Annotated in this window: 13 protein-coding genes; 10 read left to right on the top strand and 3 right to left on the bottom strand. The window is 72.2% G+C overall.

The genetic code is table 11. The features are described from left to right. Positions 1 to 85 precede the first annotated feature (85 nt). From ACZ6BG_RS36490 to ACZ6BG_RS36460, 7 genes are all read left to right on the top strand, one after another. Positions 86 to 2,872: an FtsK/SpoIIIE family DNA translocase gene (locus tag ACZ6BG_RS36490; RefSeq protein WP_469009944.1), complete on the top strand. Its 2,787-nt coding sequence runs from the start codon at positions 86 to 88 to the stop codon at positions 2,870 to 2,872. Between the two features lie 267 nt (positions 2,873 to 3,139). Next, on the top strand, positions 3,140 to 4,003 hold the full coding sequence (locus ACZ6BG_RS36485; protein ID WP_469009941.1) for a helix-turn-helix domain-containing protein: 864 nt from the start codon (positions 3,140 to 3,142) through the stop codon (positions 4,001 to 4,003). A gap of 84 nt (positions 4,004 to 4,087) precedes the next feature. Beyond that, positions 4,088 to 5,617 carry a 30S ribosomal protein S12 methylthiotransferase RimO gene (gene rimO / locus ACZ6BG_RS36480; RefSeq protein ID WP_469009937.1) on the top strand — a complete coding sequence of 510 codons (1,530 nt, stop codon included), beginning with the start codon at positions 4,088 to 4,090 and terminating at the stop codon, positions 5,615 to 5,617. Beyond that, the gene (pgsA, locus tag ACZ6BG_RS36475) at positions 5,614 to 6,318 is read left to right on the top strand and encodes a CDP-diacylglycerol--glycerol-3-phosphate 3-phosphatidyltransferase (RefSeq protein ID WP_469009935.1); all 705 of its coding nucleotides are present in this window, start codon (positions 5,614 to 5,616) and stop codon (positions 6,316 to 6,318) included. The genes rimO and pgsA overlap by 4 nt, the downstream gene beginning before the upstream one ends. After that, the gene (locus tag ACZ6BG_RS36470; RefSeq protein ID WP_469009933.1) at positions 6,318 to 6,893 is read left to right on the top strand and encodes a CinA family protein; all 576 of its coding nucleotides are present in this window, start codon (positions 6,318 to 6,320) and stop codon (positions 6,891 to 6,893) included. The genes pgsA and ACZ6BG_RS36470 overlap by 1 nt, the downstream gene beginning before the upstream one ends. A gap of 109 nt (positions 6,894 to 7,002) precedes the next feature. Next, complete coding sequence (locus ACZ6BG_RS36465; RefSeq protein ID WP_030362858.1) at positions 7,003 to 7,377, top strand: helix-turn-helix domain-containing protein; 375 nt, start codon at positions 7,003 to 7,005, stop codon at positions 7,375 to 7,377. A gap of 267 nt (positions 7,378 to 7,644) precedes the next feature. Beyond that, positions 7,645 to 8,115 carry a Dps family protein gene (locus ACZ6BG_RS36460; RefSeq protein WP_030362857.1) on the top strand — a complete coding sequence of 157 codons (471 nt, stop codon included), beginning with the start codon at positions 7,645 to 7,647 and terminating at the stop codon, positions 8,113 to 8,115. A 664-nt stretch (positions 8,116 to 8,779) separates the two neighbouring features. On the opposite strand, the gene ACZ6BG_RS36455 is transcribed toward ACZ6BG_RS36460, so the two are convergent. From ACZ6BG_RS36455 to ACZ6BG_RS36445, 3 genes are all read right to left on the bottom strand, one after another. Further along, positions 8,780 to 9,556, bottom strand: coding sequence for an SDR family NAD(P)-dependent oxidoreductase (locus tag ACZ6BG_RS36455; RefSeq protein WP_469009925.1), 777 nt, complete (start codon positions 9,554 to 9,556; stop codon positions 8,780 to 8,782). 94 nt (positions 9,557 to 9,650) lie between these two features. Then, positions 9,651 to 10,451: an Fpg/Nei family DNA glycosylase gene (locus ACZ6BG_RS36450; protein WP_469009921.1), complete on the bottom strand. Its 801-nt coding sequence runs from the start codon at positions 10,449 to 10,451 to the stop codon at positions 9,651 to 9,653. A gap of 539 nt (positions 10,452 to 10,990) precedes the next feature. Continuing rightward, positions 10,991 to 15,667 (bottom strand): ATP-dependent helicase, encoded by a 4,677-nt coding sequence (locus ACZ6BG_RS36445; protein ID WP_469009918.1) that lies wholly within the window; start codon positions 15,665 to 15,667, stop codon positions 10,991 to 10,993. Between the two features lie 90 nt (positions 15,668 to 15,757). On the opposite strand from ACZ6BG_RS36445, the gene ACZ6BG_RS36440 reads away from it, so the two are divergent. Genes ACZ6BG_RS36440 through ACZ6BG_RS36430 form a run of 3 tightly spaced genes read left to right on the top strand, consistent with a single transcriptional unit; the run spans position 15,758 to position 17,735 of the window. Further along, the gene (locus ACZ6BG_RS36440; protein ID WP_469009914.1) at positions 15,758 to 16,771 is read left to right on the top strand and encodes an AraC family transcriptional regulator; all 1,014 of its coding nucleotides are present in this window, start codon (positions 15,758 to 15,760) and stop codon (positions 16,769 to 16,771) included. Continuing rightward, positions 16,690 to 17,430, top strand: a complete 741-nt coding sequence (locus tag ACZ6BG_RS36435) for an AzlC family ABC transporter permease (RefSeq protein WP_469009910.1) — start codon at positions 16,690 to 16,692, stop codon at positions 17,428 to 17,430. Before ACZ6BG_RS36440 ends, ACZ6BG_RS36435 begins: the two co-directional genes overlap by 82 nt. Next, on the top strand, positions 17,427 to 17,735 hold the full coding sequence (locus ACZ6BG_RS36430) for an AzlD domain-containing protein (protein WP_469009906.1): 309 nt from the start codon (positions 17,427 to 17,429) through the stop codon (positions 17,733 to 17,735). The genes ACZ6BG_RS36435 and ACZ6BG_RS36430 overlap by 4 nt, the downstream gene beginning before the upstream one ends. Positions 17,736 to 17,763: the final 28 nt, after the last annotated feature.

Below are 17,763 nucleotides of genomic sequence, written 5' to 3'. Positions count from 1 at the left end.
TTCCCCGCCCCGGCAAGGGCGACACAGACGGGTGAAGCAGTGGGCACACGTGTCCACCGTCGTCTCCCCCGGTAACCTCACACCCATGGCCTCACGTCAGCCCGCAGCCAAGAAGACGCCCGCGAAGAAGGCGGCCGCGCCGACCAAGGCTCCGGCGAAGAAGGCCGCCGCCAAGAAAGCGCCCGCGAAGCCCGCGGCGAAGAAGGCGCCCGCCAAGAAGGCCGCGGCCAAGAAGCCCGCCCCGAAGCCGGCGCCGAGCCCCACCAACGGCCTCTACCGCGTGGTGCGTGCCGTCTGGCTCGGCATCGCGCACGCGGTGGGCGCGATGTTCCGCGGTGTGGGGCGCGGCGCCAAGGGCCTCGACCCGGCGCACCGCAAGGACGGCATCGCGCTGCTGCTGCTCGGCCTCGCCCTGATCGTCGCCGCGGGCACCTGGTCCAATCTGCGCGGGCCCGTGGGCGATCTGGTCGAGATGCTGGTGACCGGCGCCTTCGGCCGGCTCGACCTGCTGGTGCCGATACTGCTCGCGGCCATCGCCGTGCGGTTCATCCGGCACCCCGAGAAGATCGACGCCAACGGCCGCATCGTGATCGGCCTGTCCGCGCTCGTCGTCGGCGTGCTCGGACAGGTGCACATCGCGTGCGGGTCGCCCGCGCGCGACGACGGCATGCAGGCGATAAGGGACGCGGGCGGGCTCATCGGCTGGGGCGTTTCCACGCCGCTGAACAAGGCCATGGGCGAGGTCCTCGCCGTACCGATGCTGGTGCTGCTGACCGTGTTCGGGCTGCTCGTCGTCACGGCCACCCCCGTCAACGCCATCCCGCAGCGGCTGCGGCAGCTCGGCGTGCGGCTCGGTGTCGTGGAGGCGCCCGCGGAAGAGGGCGCCTACGGGGACCACGGTGAGTACGCCGACTACGCGGGTTACTCGGAGGACGTCACCGACGACGAGCGCTACGACGAGCAGTGGCGCGAGGCCCTGCCCGCGCGGCGCCGCAGGAAGCCCGGGAGCGGCCCGCAGGGGCCCTCGGCCGACGAGGCGGAGGAAGAGGCGCTGTCGAAGCGGCGCAGGCCGCGTCGTGCGTCCGTGCGCCCCGACCTGGACCGCCCCATGGACGCCGTGGACGTGGCCGCCGCCGCGGCCGCCGCGCTCGACGGCGCCGTCATGCACGGCATGCCGCCCTCGCCCCTGGTCGCAGACCTCACGCAGGGCGTCGCCGTGGACCGCGAGGAGCACGAGCGGTCCGCCCCCGTGCCGCCGGCCCGCGCCACCGAGGCCCCCGTCCCGGGTCGGAAGGCGGCGCCCAAGCCCCCCGCGGGCGGCGTCCCCGACCTGACCAAGGCCGCCCCCGACGAGCCCCGCGACCTGCCCCCGCGCGCGGAGCAACTGCAGCTCTCCGGAGACATCACCTACTCGCTGCCCTCGCTCGACCTCCTGGAGCGCGGCGGCCCCGGCAAGTCCCGCAGCGCCGCGAACGACGCGGTGGTGGACTCCCTCACGAACGTCTTCAGGGAGTTCAAGGTCGACGCCGACGTCACCGGCTTCACGCGCGGTCCGACGGTCACGCGCTACGAGATCGAGCTCGGCCCCGCCGTGAAGGTCGAGAAGATCACGGCCCTGGCCAAGAACATCGCGTACGCGGTGGCCTCCCCGGACGTGCGGATCATCTCGCCCATCCCCGGCAAGTCCGCGGTCGGCATCGAGATCCCCAACACCGACCGCGAGATGGTCAACGTCGGTGACGTCCTGCGCCTCGCGGACGCCGCGGAGGACGACCACCCGATGCTGGTGGCGCTCGGCAAGGACGTCGAGGGCGGCTACGTGATGGCCAACATGGCCAAGATGCCGCACATCCTGGTGGCCGGAGCCACCGGCTCCGGCAAGTCGTCGTGCATCAACTGCCTGATCACTTCGATCATGATAAGAGCGACGCCCGAGGACGTCCGGATGGTCCTCGTCGACCCCAAGCGCGTCGAGCTCACCGCGTACGAGGGCATCCCGCACCTGATCACGCCGATCATCACCAACCCCAAGCGGGCGGCCGAGGCCCTGCAGTGGGTCGTGCGCGAGATGGACCTGCGCTACGACGACCTCGCGGCGTTCGGCTACCGGCACATCGACGACTTCAACCAGGCCATCCGCGACGGCAAGCTCAAGACGCCCGAGGGCAGCGAGCGGGAGCTGAAGACTTACCCGTATCTGCTGGTGATCGTCGACGAGCTCGCCGACCTGATGATGGTCGCGCCGCGTGACGTCGAGGACTCGATCGTGCGCATCACACAGCTCGCGCGGGCGGCGGGCATCCACCTGGTGCTCGCCACGCAGCGGCCCTCCGTGGACGTCGTGACCGGCCTCATCAAGGCAAACGTTCCCTCACGGCTCGCCTTCGCGACCTCTTCGCTCGCCGACAGCCGCGTCATCCTCGACCAGCCGGGTGCGGAGAAGCTGATCGGCAAGGGTGACGGTCTGTTCCTGCCGATGGGCGCGAACAAGCCCACCCGCATGCAGGGCGCCTTCGTCACCGAGGACGAGATCCACGCGGTCGTCCAGCACTGCAAGGACCAGATGGCGCCCGTCTTCCGTGACGACGTCACCGTGGCCACCAAGCAGAAGAAGGAGATCGACGAGGACATCGGCGACGACCTGGACCTGCTGTGCCAGGCGGCCGAGCTGGTCGTCTCCACCCAGTTCGGGTCCACGTCGATGCTGCAGCGCAAGCTGCGCGTCGGCTTCGCCAAGGCGGGCCGCCTGATGGACCTCATGGAGTCGCGGAACATCGTCGGACCGAGCGAAGGCTCAAAGGCACGTGACGTTCTTGTGAAACCCGATGAGCTGGATGGAGTGCTCGCCGTGATCCGCGGGGAGGCTCCCTGACGGAGCCGGGTTCGCCCGTGCGGAGCCGGTTTGGCCCGGGGAGTCGTGTTCACCCGTACGGGGACGTGCTCACCCGTTCGAGAACGCAAGCAACCGTTTCTCTTCGGCTCACGTCAAGTTGAGGGGAAGAACAGCACGATGTCCCACCATCAGGATGTCCGGCCATTCTGATGGCGTACAAAGTCCGTCCGCCCGGTTGCCCCACCCTTTCTCGGCCCCCCTAGACTGAATGTCCGGCAGGTGGCTACACGCTCGAAAGGCGCACCCGTGTCCATCGGCAACTCCCCTGAAGACGACCACCCTTCAGACGACCGCCTCGCAGAGGACAGCCCCGCGGCCGCACGTCCCGCGGAAGAGCGTCCCTCGATCGGTCACGTCCTTCGGCAGGCACGCGTGGACGCGGGACTGACCGTCGACGAGATCAGTACGTCCACCCGGGTGCGCATCCCGATCGTGCACGCGATCGAACAGGACGACTTCTCCCGCTGCGGCGGCGACGTGTACGCCCGCGGGCACATCCGTACGCTGGCGCGCGCCGTCGGCATCGACCCGGCCCCGCTGGTCACGCAGTACGACGCCGGCCACGGCGGCAGGCCGCCCGCGCCCACCCCGGCCGCGCCGCTGTTCGAGGCCGAGCGGATCCGCTCCGAGCCGCGCCGCCCGAACTGGACCGCGGCCATGGTGGCCGCCATCGTCGCCGTGATCGCCTTCGTCGGGTACACCGCGTTCAGCGGCGGCGACGACAGCGACGGCGGCCAGCCGATCGCCGAGGGCTCCACGCCCAGCAAGGCCGCCCCGAAGCCGAGCGGCAGCAAGCCCGCCGACCCCAAGCCGGACCCCTCGGACAGCGCCGTCGCCGGGGTGCCGCGGGACAAGGTGACAGTCAAGGTCGACGCCGCCGACGGCCGCAGCTGGATCTCGGTGAAGGACCACAACGGGCGGCAGCTGTTCGACGGCCTGCTCAAGCAGGGCCAGACCAAGACCTTCCAGGACAAGCAGAAGATCGACCTCGTGCTCGGTGACGCCGGCGCGATCAAGCTGTTCGTGAACGGCAAGCCGGTCGACAACGAATTCGAACCGGGCCAGGTCGAGCGCCTGACGTACACGAAGGGTGACCCGGAAGTCGGCTGACCCGCCCCGCCCCGAGCGCCCGTCGCGATCACCAGTGAACCCTGGCGGCGGGCGCCGACGCATGGACGAAGTAGTCTTGATTCCATGCCCGAACGCCGCACCGTCGCCCTTGTCACGCTTGGCTGCGCCCGTAACGAGGTGGACTCGGAGGAGCTCGCAGGCCGCTTGGAGGCGGACGGCTGGGACCTCGTGGAGGACGCCGAGAACGCGGACGTAGCCGTCGTCAACACCTGCGGCTTCGTCGAAGCCGCCAAGAAGGACTCCGTAGACGCCCTGCTCGAAGCCAATGACCTCAAGGGTCACGGCAGGACGCAGGCCGTCGTGGCCGTCGGCTGCATGGCCGAGCGCTACGGCAAGGATCTCGCCGAGGCGCTGCCCGAAGCCGACGGTGTCCTCGGCTTCGACGACTACGCCGACATCTCCGACCGCCTGCAGACCATCCTCAACGGCGGCATCCACGCCTCGCACACCCCGCGCGACCGCCGCAAGCTGCTCCCGATCAGCCCCGCCGAGCGCCAGGAAGCGGGCACAGAGGTCTCCCTGCCCGGTCACGCGCCCGTGGACCTGCCCGAGGGCCTCGCGCCCGCCTCCGGGCCGCGTGCGCCCCTGCGCCGCCGCCTGGGGAGCAACCCGGTCGCCTCGGTGAAGCTCGCCTCCGGCTGTGACCGCAGGTGCTCCTTCTGCGCCATCCCGTCCTTCCGCGGCTCCTTCATCTCGCGCCGCCCCTCGGACGTGCTCGGCGAGACCCGCTGGCTGGCCGAGCAGGGCGTCAAGGAGGTCATGCTGGTCTCCGAGAACAACACCTCGTACGGCAAGGACCTCGGCGACATCCGCCTCCTGGAGACGCTGCTTCCCGAGCTGGCCGCCGTCGACGGCATCGAGCGCGTCCGCGTCAGCTATCTGCAGCCCGCCGAGATGCGCCCCGGGCTCATCGACGTCCTGACGTCCACGGAGAAGGTCGCGCCGTACTTCGACCTCTCCTTCCAGCACTCCGCGCCCGGCGTGCTGCGCGCGATGCGCCGCTTCGGAGACACCGACCGCTTCCTGGAGCTTCTGGAGACCATCCGGGGGAAGGCCCCGCAGGCCGGTGTGCGGTCCAACTTCATCGTCGGCTTCCCCGGCGAGACCGAGGCCGACGTCGCCGAGCTGGAGCGGTTCCTCACGGGTGCGCGGCTCGACGCGATCGGCGTCTTCGGGTACTCCGACGAGGAGGGCACCGAAGCGGCGACGTACGAGCACAAGCTCGACCAGGACACCGTCGACGAGCGGCTCGCGCGGGTCTCGAGGCTCGCGGAGGAGCTGACCTCCCAGCGCGCCGAGGAGCGCCTCGGCGAGCGCCTGGAGGTGCTGATCGAGTCCGTCGACGACGAGGACGGCGCCATCGGCCGTGCCGCGCACCAGGCGCCCGAGACGGACGGCCAGATCCGATTCGCGGACGCGACCGCTGGGGAGCCCTTGCACGTCGGCCGTATGGTCGTGGCAAAGGTGGTCGGCACGGAAGGCGTGGATCTGGTGGCGGAGCAGTGCGAGCTCCTGGGAGACGGGGCCGGAGCCGGCCCCGAGGGCCCCGGTGCGGGCCGGTCCCGGGGCGTCGGCGAAGGGACGGGCAGATGACCCAAGTCCCGGCATCCGCGGCGGGCGGCTCCGGCGCGAAGCCGGTGCGCGGCGGGAAGCTGGGCGCCGCGGCGGTCGACCAGGCCAGCCTGTGGAACGTCGCGAACCTGCTGACCATGGTCCGGCTGCTGCTCGTGCCCGGCTTTGTGATGCTGCTCCTCGGCAACGGCGGCTACGACCCGGCCTGGCGCTCGTTCGCCTGGGCGGCCTTCGCCATCGCCATGATCACCGACCTCTTCGACGGTCACCTCGCCCGCACGTACAACCTGGTCACGGACTTCGGGAAGATCGCCGACCCCATCGCCGACAAAGCGATCATGGGGGCGGCGCTGATCTGTCTGTCCTGGCTGGGTGACCTGCCCTGGTGGGTGACCGGTGTGATCCTCGGGCGTGAGCTGGGGATCACACTGCTGCGCTTCTGGGTGATCCGCTACGGCGTCATCCCGGCCAGCCGCGGCGGCAAGATGAAGACGCTCGCGCAGGGCACAGCCGTCGGGATGTACGTCCTGGCGCTGACCGGCCCGCTCGCGACCCTGCGGTTCTGGGTGATGGCGGTCGCCGTCGTCCTCACCGTGGTCACCGGCCTGGACTATGTGAAGCAGGCCGTGGTGCTGCGCAGGCAGGGCATGGCGGCGAGTGCGGCTGCGGCTGCGGCGCGCGAGGAGGCCGGCCCGGAGCCTGAGCGGGGGGCCGCGAAGTGATGTCCGGGGGGTCGGTGGCGGGGGCCGGTGCGGATACCGGGGCCGGGGTCGCCGCCGAGGTGCTGCGGCTGCTCGCCGGGCGCGGTGAGACGCTGGCTGTCGCCGAATCCCTGACCGGCGGTCTCGTGGCCGCCGAGGTAACGTCGGTGCCGGGTGCCTCGCGGGTCTTCCGCGGCTCCGTCACGGCGTACGCGACGGAGCTGAAGCGGGATGTCCTCGGGGTGGACGGCGAGCTGCTCGCCGCCCGGGGAGCCGTGGACGGCGACGTCGCCCTGCAGATGGCCGCCGGTGTGCGCGAGCTGCTCGGCGCGGACTGGGGGCTCGCCACGACGGGCGTCGCCGGTCCCGATCCGCAGGACGGACAGGAGGTCGGAACGGTGTTCGTCGCGGTCGTCGGGCCGGGTTCCCCGCTTCGCTCTGAGGGGAATGTGGCCGGCCTGAGGTTGAACGGAATCCGTACGGAAATCCGTAGAGAGAGCGTACGCAGTGTGCTGGGACTGCTCCTTCGGCAGCTCTCGGGAGAACGCGCCGGGAATGAGCGGGCACAGGATACGGAACAGAACGGGGGGACTTGATGTTTGCAGCCCTGAGTGAACACGACATCGCTCCCCGCACGGCCGCCGCGCGAGGCGGTACGGTGGGGCGTGAAGGATGCGGCTACGCGGTCCGAGGAGGGAGCCACCGATGATTCTGCTCCGTCGCCTGCTGGGTGACGTGCTGCGTCGGCAGCGCCAGCGCCAGGGCCGTACTCTGCGCGAAGTCTCCTCGTCCGCCCGAGTCTCACTCGGCTATCTCTCCGAGGTGGAGCGGGGGCAGAAGGAGGCTTCCTCCGAGCTGCTTTCCGCGATCTGCGACGCGCTTGACGTACGGATGTCCGAGCTCATGCGAGAAGTGAGCGACGAGCTCTCGCTCGCCGAGCTGGCCCAGTCGGCAGCGGCTACGGAACCGGTGCGCGCACCGATGCGTCCGATGCTCAATTCCGTCTCGGTGACCGGTGTGCCACCGGAACGGGTGACCATCAAGGCGCCCGCGGAAGCGGTCGACGTCGTCGCCGCCTGACGTACGGGCCCCTTACGCGCACAGAGCCCCGGCCGGGTTGTCCGGCCGGGGCTTTCGCTGTCTCTGTGTCTCTGTCCTTGTCACCTGGCGCTTCTTGCCTGCCGGTGGTGCCCGAAGTAGCCGTAATGAAGCGCTTGCGCGATGGTTGATGGTGTTTTGGACGGCGTTGTTTGGACAGCCGAGACACGAAGGCAGCCGACTGGCTGTGACAGCCGAGACAACAGCCGAGACAACAGCCGAGACGACAGTCAAGACGCGGAGGAATCGATGTACGTCGTGAAGAGCCCGTTGCCCGACGACGATCTGAAGACTGTGTCCGAGGCGCTGCAGGGCGCCCTCGTGGACCTCGTCGACCTGTCCCTGGTGGCCAAGCAGATCCACTGGAACGTGGTCGGCCCGCGCTTCCGCTCCGTGCACCTGCAGCTCGACGAGGTCGTGGACACCGCCCGGCTGCACTCAGACACCGTCGCCGAGCGCGCCTCCACACTGGGTGTCTCGCCCGACGGACGGGCCGGGACGGTGGCGTCCAGCAGCGGCATCGGTCAGGTTCCCGACGGCTGGGTCAAGGACACCGACGCGGTCGGGGCGCTCGTGGACGCGCTCGGCGCGGTGATCACGCGGATGCGGGAGCGGGTGGGGGCCACCGGTGACGCGGATCCGGTCAGCCAGGACATCTTCATCCAGATCACGGCTGATCTGGAGAAGCACCACTGGATGTTCCAGGCCGAGAACGGATAGGGCTGGCGGGGGCGCCCCAGGGGACGGGGCGCCCTGGGGGCAGGGCGGTGGGCGCCTCGGCGGGGCGCCCCGCCGAGGCAGCCGACGCCCGAGCAGGTGCGGGCCGTGCCCATCTGGCGGGGCGTGAGCAGGTCGTCTTCTGCCTGGCGAGTCTGACCTTCGGGATGCTCTCGGGCGTCCTCCAGCCGCTGGTACGGCTGACGCCCGCGCCGATCGTGCCGATGGTGGAGGCTATGCGCGGGTATTGGCGGCTTGCGCGGGTGGAGCGGGAGATTGCGGGGGTGGGGGTGGTGGCGCTGGTTCTGCCGCGGGGGCTGGTGGCGGGCGGTGATGGCGGTGGACGTGTGCTCTTCGGATGCGCGGGCGGGTGGGGCGGGGGAGACTCGGAAAGCCCGCGTCCGGCGTCGGTCCGGGCGGGCTCTGTGTGTGGCCGTGCGGTCGGCCTGGCTCCTGGCGGGAGGTGACAGCCGTGCCGTGGCGCATCGTGCGGTGGGCGCCGATGCTGGGGCTTTCCGCGCTGTGGTGGTGGGCGGTCTTCCGGCTGGCCCTGGCGCCCGAGGCGGGGGTCCTTGAAGGGGCCGTCGCCGCCGGTGGGTGGGGGTTGAGTCTGCTGCCGGTGCACTGTGTGGCGAAGGCGCGGGCCGCGGGGGTCGCCCGGCGCAGGTCACCACGGCATCGCGACGCCGCCGTTCGGGCGCAGGATCTGGCCCGTCGTGAACGATGACGCGTCCGACGCCAGGTGCAGTACGGCGTGCGCGACGTCCTCCGGTTCGCCGACCCTGCCCAGGGGCGACCTGCGGGCCAGCGCGGCCTCCGTCGCCGCCTGCGCCTCCTCCTCGTGCCGGTGCGTCATCGGCGTACGCGTCCATCCCGGGGCCACGGCGTTGACGCGGATTCCGTGCTCGCCGACCTCCGCGGCCAGCGTCTTCGTCAGCTGTACGACGGCCGCCTTCGCCGAGGCGTAGCAGAGCAGGCCTGGGTGGCTGGTGTCGACGGCGCTCGACGCCATCGTCACGATGCTGCCGCCCGTGCCCGCGGCGATCATCGTCCGGGCCGCCGCCTGGCACGCGTACAGGACTCCCTTGAAGTTCACTCCCAGGACCCGGTCGAGGTCCTCGTCGCGGGTCTCCAGGACCGGGCTGCTGTGCATGATCCCGGCGATGGCCGCCATCACGTCCAGTCCGCCCGTCGCCCCGGCCGCGTCCGCCACGGCCTCGTCGACCTGTGCCTTGTCGGCGACGTCCACGGTGTACGGGTAAGCCGTGCCGCCGTCCGCCCTGATGTGTGTCGCCGTCTCCTTCAGGCCCTGGGCATCGCGGTCGGCGCAGTGCACTGTCGCGCCCGCCTGGGCGAGCAGTACGGCGGTGGCGCGGCCGATTCCGCTGGCGGCGCCTGTGACGAACGCGGTGCGGTCGGTGAGGTCGTACGCCGTTATGGGCATGGCGGGACCGTACGGTGGAATCTGACGGGTCGTCAACTGGTTGGTTTGCGTGGGTGCGTGGGTGCGTGGGTGCGTGGGTGCGTGGGTGGTTCTGTTACGGGGTGGGGCCCTGCTGACAGGTCGGGCACCAGTACGTGGGGCGTTTGCGGGTGGGGTCGCCCTGGTCCGCCGAGCGCAGGGGTGTGCCGCAGCGCAGGCAGGGGCGGGGCGCGCGGCCGTACACGTACAGGCGTTGGCCGGGGCGGGTGCTGCCCGTCGTCGTGCGGGCCGGGCGGTCGCGGTTCGCCTCCAGGAGCTTCTTCGCCAGGGTCGGGAGGCGGGTGGCCTGCTCCTCGGAGAGTTCGCCGATCGGGAGCCAGGGGGTGGCTCTGAGCAGGAAGCAGAGTTCGCTCTTGTAGATGTTGCCGATGCCCGCGAGATTCCGTTGGTCAAGCAGCGCCTCGCCCAGGGCGCGCTCGGGGTCCGTCCGTAGGTTCCGCAGCGCCTGGTCCGGGTCCCAGTCCGGGCCCAGGAGGTCCGGGCCGAGGTGGCCCACGGCGCGGTGCTCGTCGGCCGTGCGGAGCAGTTCCAGGACCGGCAGGCGGTAGCCGACGGCTGTGTGGTCGGCGGTGGCGAGGATGGCGCGGATCTGATGCGTGGGGCCGCCGCGCCAGCGTTCCTGCGGGGTGTACACGCGCCAGGAGCCGTCCATGCCCAGGTGCGAGTGGAGGGTGAGGCCGCCTTCTACGCGGGTGAGGAGGTGTTTGCCGCGGGCGGTTACGTCCAGGACGGTGCGGGTGGTCAGGTCGGTGGTGGCGAGCTTGGGGACGCGGAGGTCGCAGCGGGTGAGGGGGAGGCCGGAGAGGGTGGTGTGGAGGCGGTGGGCGGATTGGTGGACGGTGTCTCCTTCGGGCATGGGGGTAGCGTTCCACTTTTGCTGGCGGGGGCGCCTTGGGCGGTGGGGTGGGTCTTGTCGGGCGGTGGGTCTGGTGGGGGTTGCTGTCCTTCGCCCTCTGTCCGGTTCGTGGGGTGGGGCCGTGCCGGTATGTCCGTGCTCGCGTGTGCCTCATCGCCAACGTTTTGCTTTACGTCCTTCGTGGTGGGCCGAGTTGCGCGCGGACATACCGGCACGTCCCCTCCGGTTCGTTTGCGGGGATCGGTCCGGTGGGGGTTCCTCATTTGGCCAACGGTTCGGTGGGGGTTCCCGTTCGGCTAACGGTTCGGTGGGGGTTGCGGCCGCTGGCCGTCCCGCTCTGTGGGCGGCTGGGCTGCGCAGAGGGTGATGGGGGTCCTCTCTGATCGAGCGAAGCCGAGAGCTTGGGGGAGGGTGGGCGCAGCCCAGGCCGACGGTGCCCTTGATGTGGGGGAGGGGTACGGACCCAGGTCGAAGGTGGCTGTGATGTGCAGGGAGGGGGTAGGGGTACGGCCCCAGGCCGGTGGTGGCTGTGGTGGGGGTTAGGGGCGGATTCGGAGGCCGCGGGGGGTCGCGTGGAAGCCTGAGTTTTCCAGGAGGAGGGACAAGGGGGACGTCAGGGCGGGGGAGCCGTTGATGCGTTCCACGGTTACCGTGCCGAGTGTGCCCGCCTTCGCCGCGGACGCCAACGCCGAGGCGGCCGCGGGCAGGCGGGGGTCCTCCGACGGGGCGGAGCCGTCCGTGCTGGTGGACCACGCGAGCAGCGACTTGCCGCCGCGCTCCATGTACAGGGTCAACTCGCCGTCCACCAGGACCACCAGCGACCCCGCCTTCCGGCCGGGCTTGTGGCCGGCCTCGGCCGGTGGCTCGGGCCAGGGCAGGGCGGCGCCGTAGGCGTTGGCCGGGTCGGCGGCGGCCAGGACGACGGCTTGGGCGTCGGACGGCCGGGAACCGTCCCCGCGCTCACGGGCGTTGGCCCCGGCCCGCAGCCGGTCCACCGCGCCGTCCATCGCGAACTGCGCGGCCCCGAGCCCCTCCACCACGTATCCCCGCCGGGTCTGGCCGTTGTCCTCGAAGGCCGACAGGACGCGGTACACCGCTGAGAAGCCGCCCTCGACGCCTTCGGCCCCGACCGCCCCGCGGGTCACCACACCGTGCCGGTCGAGGAGCGTGCGGGCCAGGGCGTGGGCCCGCAGCGTCGGGTCGGGCTCACGGGCGGGCAGCAGGGACCAGCGGCCCGCGACCGTGGGCGGACCCGTGCGGGAAGTGGGGCGGGCCGCGGCCGTCAGCGAGCCGTACCGCCCGCGCGGGACACTGCGCTTCGCGCGGTGGGCCGTGGAACCGGCGGTGCGCCCCGACCCGAGGAGGGAGCGCATCGGGGCGAGCGTGTCGTTGGTGAGGCGGCCCGACCATGCCAGGTCCCAGACGGCGTCGGCCAGTTGGGGATCGGAGGCGTCCGGGTGGGTGGTCGCGCGGATCTGGTCGGCGATCTGCCGGAAGAACAGGCCGTAGCCCCCGGAGAGGGTGTCCAGGACGGACTGGTGGAGCGCGGTCAGCTCCAGGGGGTGCGGCGGCGGGAGCAGGAGAGGGGCCGCGTCCGCCAAGTAGAGGCTGATCCAGCCGTCCTTGCCCGGGAGTGCTCCGGCGCCCGCCCAGACCACCTCCCCGGCCGCCGTCAGCTCGTCGAGCATCGCGGGGGCGTACCCCGTGACCCGGGAGGGCAGGACGAGCTTCTCCAGGGCGGACGCCGGGACCGACGCGCCCTGGAGCTGCTCGATGGCGCGCACCAGACCGTCGACACCGCGAAGCCCGTGCCCGCTCAAGTGCTGCCACTGGGGCAGGAACTGGGCGAGGGCGGCCGGTGGCACCGGTTCCAGTTCGTGCCGCAGGGCGGCCAGCGAGCGGCGGCGCAGACGGCGCAGGACAGTGGCGTCGCACCACTCCTGGCCGATGCCCGCGGGGTGGAACTCGCCCTGTACGACACGGCCGTTCGCCGCGAGGCGCTGCAGGGCTCCGTCCGTGACCGCCGCGCCCAGGCCGAAGCGGGCGGCGGCCGCGGCGGACGTGAACGGGCCGTGCGTGCGGGCGTAGCGCGCGAGAAGGTCGCCCAGGGGGTCCTTGACGGGTTCGGTGAAGGCCTCCGGGATGCCGACCGGCAGCGCCGTGCCGAGTGCGTCCCGCAGGCGGCCCGCGTCCTCGATCGCCGCCCAGTGGTCGGCCCCGCCGACGCGGACCCGGATGGCCCGGCGGGCGCCCGCCAGCTCCTCGGCCCACACGGGCTCCGCGCCCCGCTCGGCCAGCTCGGCGTCCGTGAGCGGGCCGAGGAGACGCAGCAGGTCGGCCACGCCTTCGGCGTCCTTGACGCGGCGGTCGTCGGTGAGCCACTGGAGCTCCTGCTCCAGGGTCGCGAGGACGTCCGCGTCGAGGAGCTCGCGCAGCTCCGCCTGGCCGAGCAGCTCCGCCAGGAGGCGGGAGTCCAGGGACAGGGCGGCGGCGCGGCGCTCGGCGAGCGGTGAGTCGCCCTCGTACAGGAACTGCGCCACGTACCCGAACAGGAGGGAGCGGGCGAAGGGGGACGGCTCCGGGGTGGTGACCTCGACGAGGCGGACGCGGCGGGACTCGATGTCGCCCATCAGCTCCGTCAGGCCCGGTACGTCGAAGACGTCCTGGAGGCATTCCCTGACCGCCTCCAGGACGATCGGGAAGGAACCGAACTCGCTGGTGACCTCCAGGAGCTGGGCGGCGCGCTGGCGCTGCTGCCACAGGGGCGTGCGCTTGCCGGGGCTGCGGCGCGGCAGCAGCAGCGCGCGGGCGGCGCACTCGCGGAAGCGGGAGGCGAACAGCGCCGAGCCGCCCACCTGGTCGGTGACGATCTGGCCGACCTCGCCCTTGTCGAAGGCCACGTCTCCCGCGCCCACGGGTGCCTTCTCCGGGTCGAGCGTCGAGTCCACGGTCGTGCCGAGGTCTGCCGGGTCCTGGTCGAGCAGATCGAGGCCCATCAGGTCGGCGTCGGGCAGGCGCAGCACGATGCCGTCGTCGGCGTGCATGACCTGGGCGTCCATGCCGTACCGCTCGGTGAGGCGGGCGCCGAGGGCCAGGGCCCAGGGGGCGTGCACCTGGGCGCCGAACGGGGAGTGCACCACCACGCGCCAGTCGCCCAGCTCGTCGCGGAAGCGCTCCACCACGATCGTGCGGTCGTCCGGGATGTGGCCGCACGCCTCGCGCTGCTCGGTGAGGTACGTCAGGACGTTGTCCGCGGCCCAGGTGTCGAGGCCCGCCGCGAGGAGCCGGTCGCGCGCGTCGGCCTCGGGCAGCGAGCCGATCTCCCGGAGGAACGCGCCCAGGGCGCGGCCCAGTTCGAGCGGGCGGCCCAGCTGGTCGCCCTTCCAGAACGGCAGCCTTCCGGGGACGCCGGGCGCGGGGGAGACCAGGACGCGGTCGCGCGTGATGTCCTCGATGCGCCAGGAACTCGTCCCGAGAGTGAAGACGTCGCCCACACGGGATTCGTAGACCATCTCCTCGTCGAGCTCGCCTACGCGGCCGCCGCCCTGCTTCGGGTCGGCGCCCGCGAGGAAGACCCCGAACAGGCCGCGGTCGGGAATCGTCCCCCCGGAGGTGACCGCCAGGCGCTGTGCGCCCGGCCGTCCGGTGACCGTGCCCGCGACACGGTCCCACACCACGCGCGGGCGCAGCTCCGCGAACGCGTCGGACGGATAGCGGCCGGCGAGCATGTCGAGCACGGAGGTGAACGCCGACTCCGGGAGCGAGGCGAACGGCGCGGCACGGCGCACCAGGGCCAGCAGGTCGTCCACCTGCCAGCTGTCCAGAGCGACCATCGCGACCAACTGCTGGGCCAGCACGTCCAGGGGGTTGGCGGGGACCCTCAGCGACTCGATGGCGCCCGTGCGCATCCGCTCCGTGACGACCGCGGCCTGGACCAGGTCGCCGCGGTACTTAGGGAAGACGACACCCGTGGAGACCGCGCCCACCTGGTGCCCCGCGCGGCCCACCCGCTGCAGGCCGGACGCCACGGAGGGCGGCGACTCCACCTGCACCACCAGGTCCACCGCGCCCATGTCGATGCCCAGCTCCAGGCTGGATGTGGCGACGACCGCGGGCAGGCGGCCCGCCTTCAGGTCCTCCTCGACCTGGGCGCGCTGCTCCTTGGAGACCGAGCCGTGGTGCGCGCGGGCGAGGACGGGCGGCGCGCCCTGGGCGGCGCCGGACTGCGCCATCACCTCCGCCGGGCTGTGGTCGTCCGGGAGGGCCTCGCCCGTCGCGCGCTCGTAGGCGATCTCGTTGAGGCGGTTGCACAGGCGCTCCGCCAGGCGGCGGGAGTTGGCGAAGACGATCGTCGAGCGGTGCGCCTGCACGAGGTCGGTGATGCGCTCCTCCACGTGCGGCCAGATCGACGGGCGCTCCGCTCCCTGGTCGGAGTCCGCCGCCGGCGAGCCGCCCAGCTCCCCCAGGTCCTCGACCGGCACCACCACGGAGAGGTCGAACTCCTTGCCCGACTCCGACTGGACGATCTCCACCCGGCGCTGCGGCGACAGATAGCGGGCGACCTCGTCCGCGGGGCGGACCGTCGCCGACAGGCCGATCCGGCGGGCGGGGCGCTTCAGGAGCGCGTCGAGCCGCTCCAGGGACAGCGCCAGGTGAGCTCCGCGCTTGGTGCCCGCGACGGCGTGCACCTCGTCCAGGATCACCGTCTCGATGCCCGTGAGCGCGTCCCGCGTGGCCGACGTGAGCATCAGGAACAGCGACTCCGGCGTCGTGATCAGGATGTCCGGCGGGCGCGTGGCCAGGGCCCGGCGCTCGGCCGCAGGGGTGTCCCCGGAGCGGATGCCCACGCGCACCTCGGGCTCGGGCAGGCCGAGGCGCACCGACTCCTGGCGGATGCCCGTGAGCGGGCTGCGCAGATTGCGCTCCACGTCGACCGCGAGGGCCTTCAGCGGCGATACGTACAGCACGCGGCAGCGCTGCTTGGGGTCGGCCGGGGGCGGGGTCGAGGCCAGCTGGTCCAGAGCGGCGAGGAAGGCGGCCAGGGTCTTGCCGGAGCCCGTCGGGGCGACCACCAAGACGTCCGAGCCCTCCGCGATCGCCCGCCACGCCCCGGCCTGGGCGGACGTGGGCGCGGAGAAGGCCCCCGTGAACCAGCCGCGGGTCGCGGGGGAGAAGCCGTCGAGGGCATCGTCGTGACTGCGTGCGGACCTGACCATGACCCCATCGTGCACCCCGCCACTGACATTGGCTCCGACCTGCGAAAAAGGGCTTGCGGCCGAGGAGCGGAAGGGGCGCAGAATGGAGGTATGGCTGGTTCGGCGGAGCAGGCACGGCACTGGACGTACGCCGAGCTGCCCGGCGTCGACCTGCTGCGCGCCCACTACGTCCGCAAGACGTTCGCGCGCCACACCCACGAGCACTTCGTGATGGCGGCGATCCGCGAGGGCGTCGACGTGTTCCAGCACACCGGCACCGACCGGCACGCCGGACCCGGAAGCATCGCCCTGATCAACCCCGACACCCCGCACACCGGCCGCGCCGGAGCCCCCGAGGGCTGGCGCTACGGGGCCGTCTACCCGGCCCCCGACGTGGTCGCCGCCATCGCCAAGGAGACGACCACCCTGCGGGGAGCGCCCGGCTTCGTCCTGCCGGTCCTCGACGATCCGTACGCCGTGGCCCTGGTCCACCGGGTCCTGCGGGCCGCCGAGGAGGGCAACGCGCTCGCCGCCGACACGTTCCTGCGGGTCGCCGTCACCCGGCTGCTGCGGTCGAACGGCGGCAACCTGCCGCAGCGCAGTGTGCGCTCCGCGGGCGCGCGGGTCGCGGCACGCGCGCGTGCCGTCCTGGAGGAACGGCTCGTCGACCCGCCGAGCCTGGAGCGCCTCGCCGCCGGTCTCGGCGTCAGCTCCTTCGCCCTGCTGCGGGCCTTCCGCGACGCGTACGGCATGCCGCCGCACGCCTGGCTCACCGACGCGCGCGTGCGGCGCGCCCGCCACCTCCTGGACGCCGGTACGAGCCCCGCCGAGGCGGCCGTCGCCGTCGGCTTCACCGACCAGCCGCATCTGAACCGGCACTTCGCGCGGATCGTCGGCGTGCCCCCGGGCGCCTATCAGAGGGAGCGCAAGAACGTACAAGACCGTCCTGACCTGCCCCTCGTAGCGTCCGGGGGGTGGCAGAGCGAACATCATCCCCAGACATACCCGGGTACTCCGAAGGAGCCCCCGAGGTTCCGGTCCCCGTGGACAGCGCCGGTCCCGGTCCGGCGGCCCGTCCCGACTCCGCTGTCGTCCGCGACGCCCTCGGCGTCGGAATCGCCGTAGGCCTCTCCGGCTTCGCCTTCGGGGTGACGTCGGCCGGCAGCGGCCTCACCGTGCTCCAGACCTGCGTGCTGAGTCTGCTGGCCTTCACCGGCGCCTCCCAGTTCGCCCTGGTCGGCGCGCTCGCCGGGGGCGGGAGCCCGTTCACGGCCGCCGTGGGCGCCGTCTTCCTCAGCATGCGCAACGCCTTCTACGGGATCAGGCTCTCCCAACTGCTCGCCCTCCCGCGCGCGGTGCGCCCGCTCGCCGCGCACATGGTGATCGACGAGACGACGGCCGTCTCGCTGGCGCAGCAGGGGCGGCGCGCGGCACGGATCGGTTTCGTCGTCACCGGAGTCAGCCTCTACCTCCTGTGGAACCTCTCCACGTTCCTGGGTGCCCTCGGGGCGGAGGCCATCGGGGACACCGCCACCTGGGGGCTCGACGCCGCAGGTCCCGCCGTGTTCCTCGCGCTGCTCGCGCCGATGGTGCGGACCACGACGCAACGGGCGGTCGCGGCCGTCGCCGTCCTTCTGGGGCTCGGACTGCTGCCGGTGCTGCCTTCGGGGGTGCCGGTCCTCGCGGCTGCCCTCGCTGTCCCTGCCGTCCTCTACGTAGAGGGCCGCAAAGCACAGCGAGCACAGCAGACACCGCCCGACAGCACGCAAGGGAAAGACCGTTGAACATCTGGATCGCCATCGCCGTGACCGTCGTCGGCTGCTACGCCGTCAAGCTCGCGGGCCTGCTCGTGCCCGCGGGCACCCTGGAACGACCGCTCGTCCAGCGCACGGCCGCCCTGCTGCCGGTGGCGCTGCTCGCCGCCCTCACGGCCCAGCAGGCCTTCGCCGACGGCCGGGTGCTCGTGCTCGACGCCAAGGCGGCAGGCCTGGCGGCAGCCGCCCTGGCGCTGCTGTTGCGCGCGCCCTTCCTGGTGGTCATCGGGGCGGCCGTCGTCGTCACGGCGGGCGCGCGGGCCCTGGCGGGGTGAGCCGCGGCGGGCCCGGGCAGCGAACCGC

It is taken from the genome of Streptomyces sp. NPDC041205, from assembly GCF_055591765.1.
The sequence above is the reverse complement of the archived record's forward strand: the minus strand, read 5'-3'. Positions and strand labels throughout refer to the sequence as shown.

What these genes read in the sequence shown, in the direction of transcription:
- ACZ6BG_RS36490 (WP_469009944.1), top strand. Translation starts at nt 86, where the DNA reads ATGGCCTCACGTCAGCCCGCAGCCAAGAAGACGCCCGCGAAGAAGGCG.
- rimO (WP_469009937.1), top strand. Translation starts at nt 4,088, where the DNA reads ATGCCCGAACGCCGCACCGTCGCCCTTGTCACGCTTGGCTGCGCCCGT.
- pgsA (WP_469009935.1), top strand. Translation starts at nt 5,614, where the DNA reads ATGACCCAAGTCCCGGCATCCGCGGCGGGCGGCTCCGGCGCGAAGCCG.
- ACZ6BG_RS36470 (WP_469009933.1), top strand. Translation starts at nt 6,318, where the DNA reads ATGTCCGGGGGGTCGGTGGCGGGGGCCGGTGCGGATACCGGGGCCGGG.
- ACZ6BG_RS36465 (WP_030362858.1), top strand. Translation starts at nt 7,003, where the DNA reads ATGATTCTGCTCCGTCGCCTGCTGGGTGACGTGCTGCGTCGGCAGCGC.
- ACZ6BG_RS36460 (WP_030362857.1), top strand. Translation starts at nt 7,645, where the DNA reads ATGTACGTCGTGAAGAGCCCGTTGCCCGACGACGATCTGAAGACTGTG.
- ACZ6BG_RS36455 (WP_469009925.1), bottom strand. Translation starts at nt 9,556, where the DNA reads ATGCCCATAACGGCGTACGACCTCACCGACCGCACCGCGTTCGTCACA.
- ACZ6BG_RS36450 (WP_469009921.1), bottom strand. Translation starts at nt 10,451, where the DNA reads ATGCCCGAAGGAGACACCGTCCACCAATCCGCCCACCGCCTCCACACC.
- ACZ6BG_RS36445 (WP_469009918.1), bottom strand. Translation starts at nt 15,667, where the DNA reads ATGGTCAGGTCCGCACGCAGTCACGACGATGCCCTCGACGGCTTCTCC.
- ACZ6BG_RS36440 (WP_469009914.1), top strand. Translation starts at nt 15,758, where the DNA reads ATGGCTGGTTCGGCGGAGCAGGCACGGCACTGGACGTACGCCGAGCTG.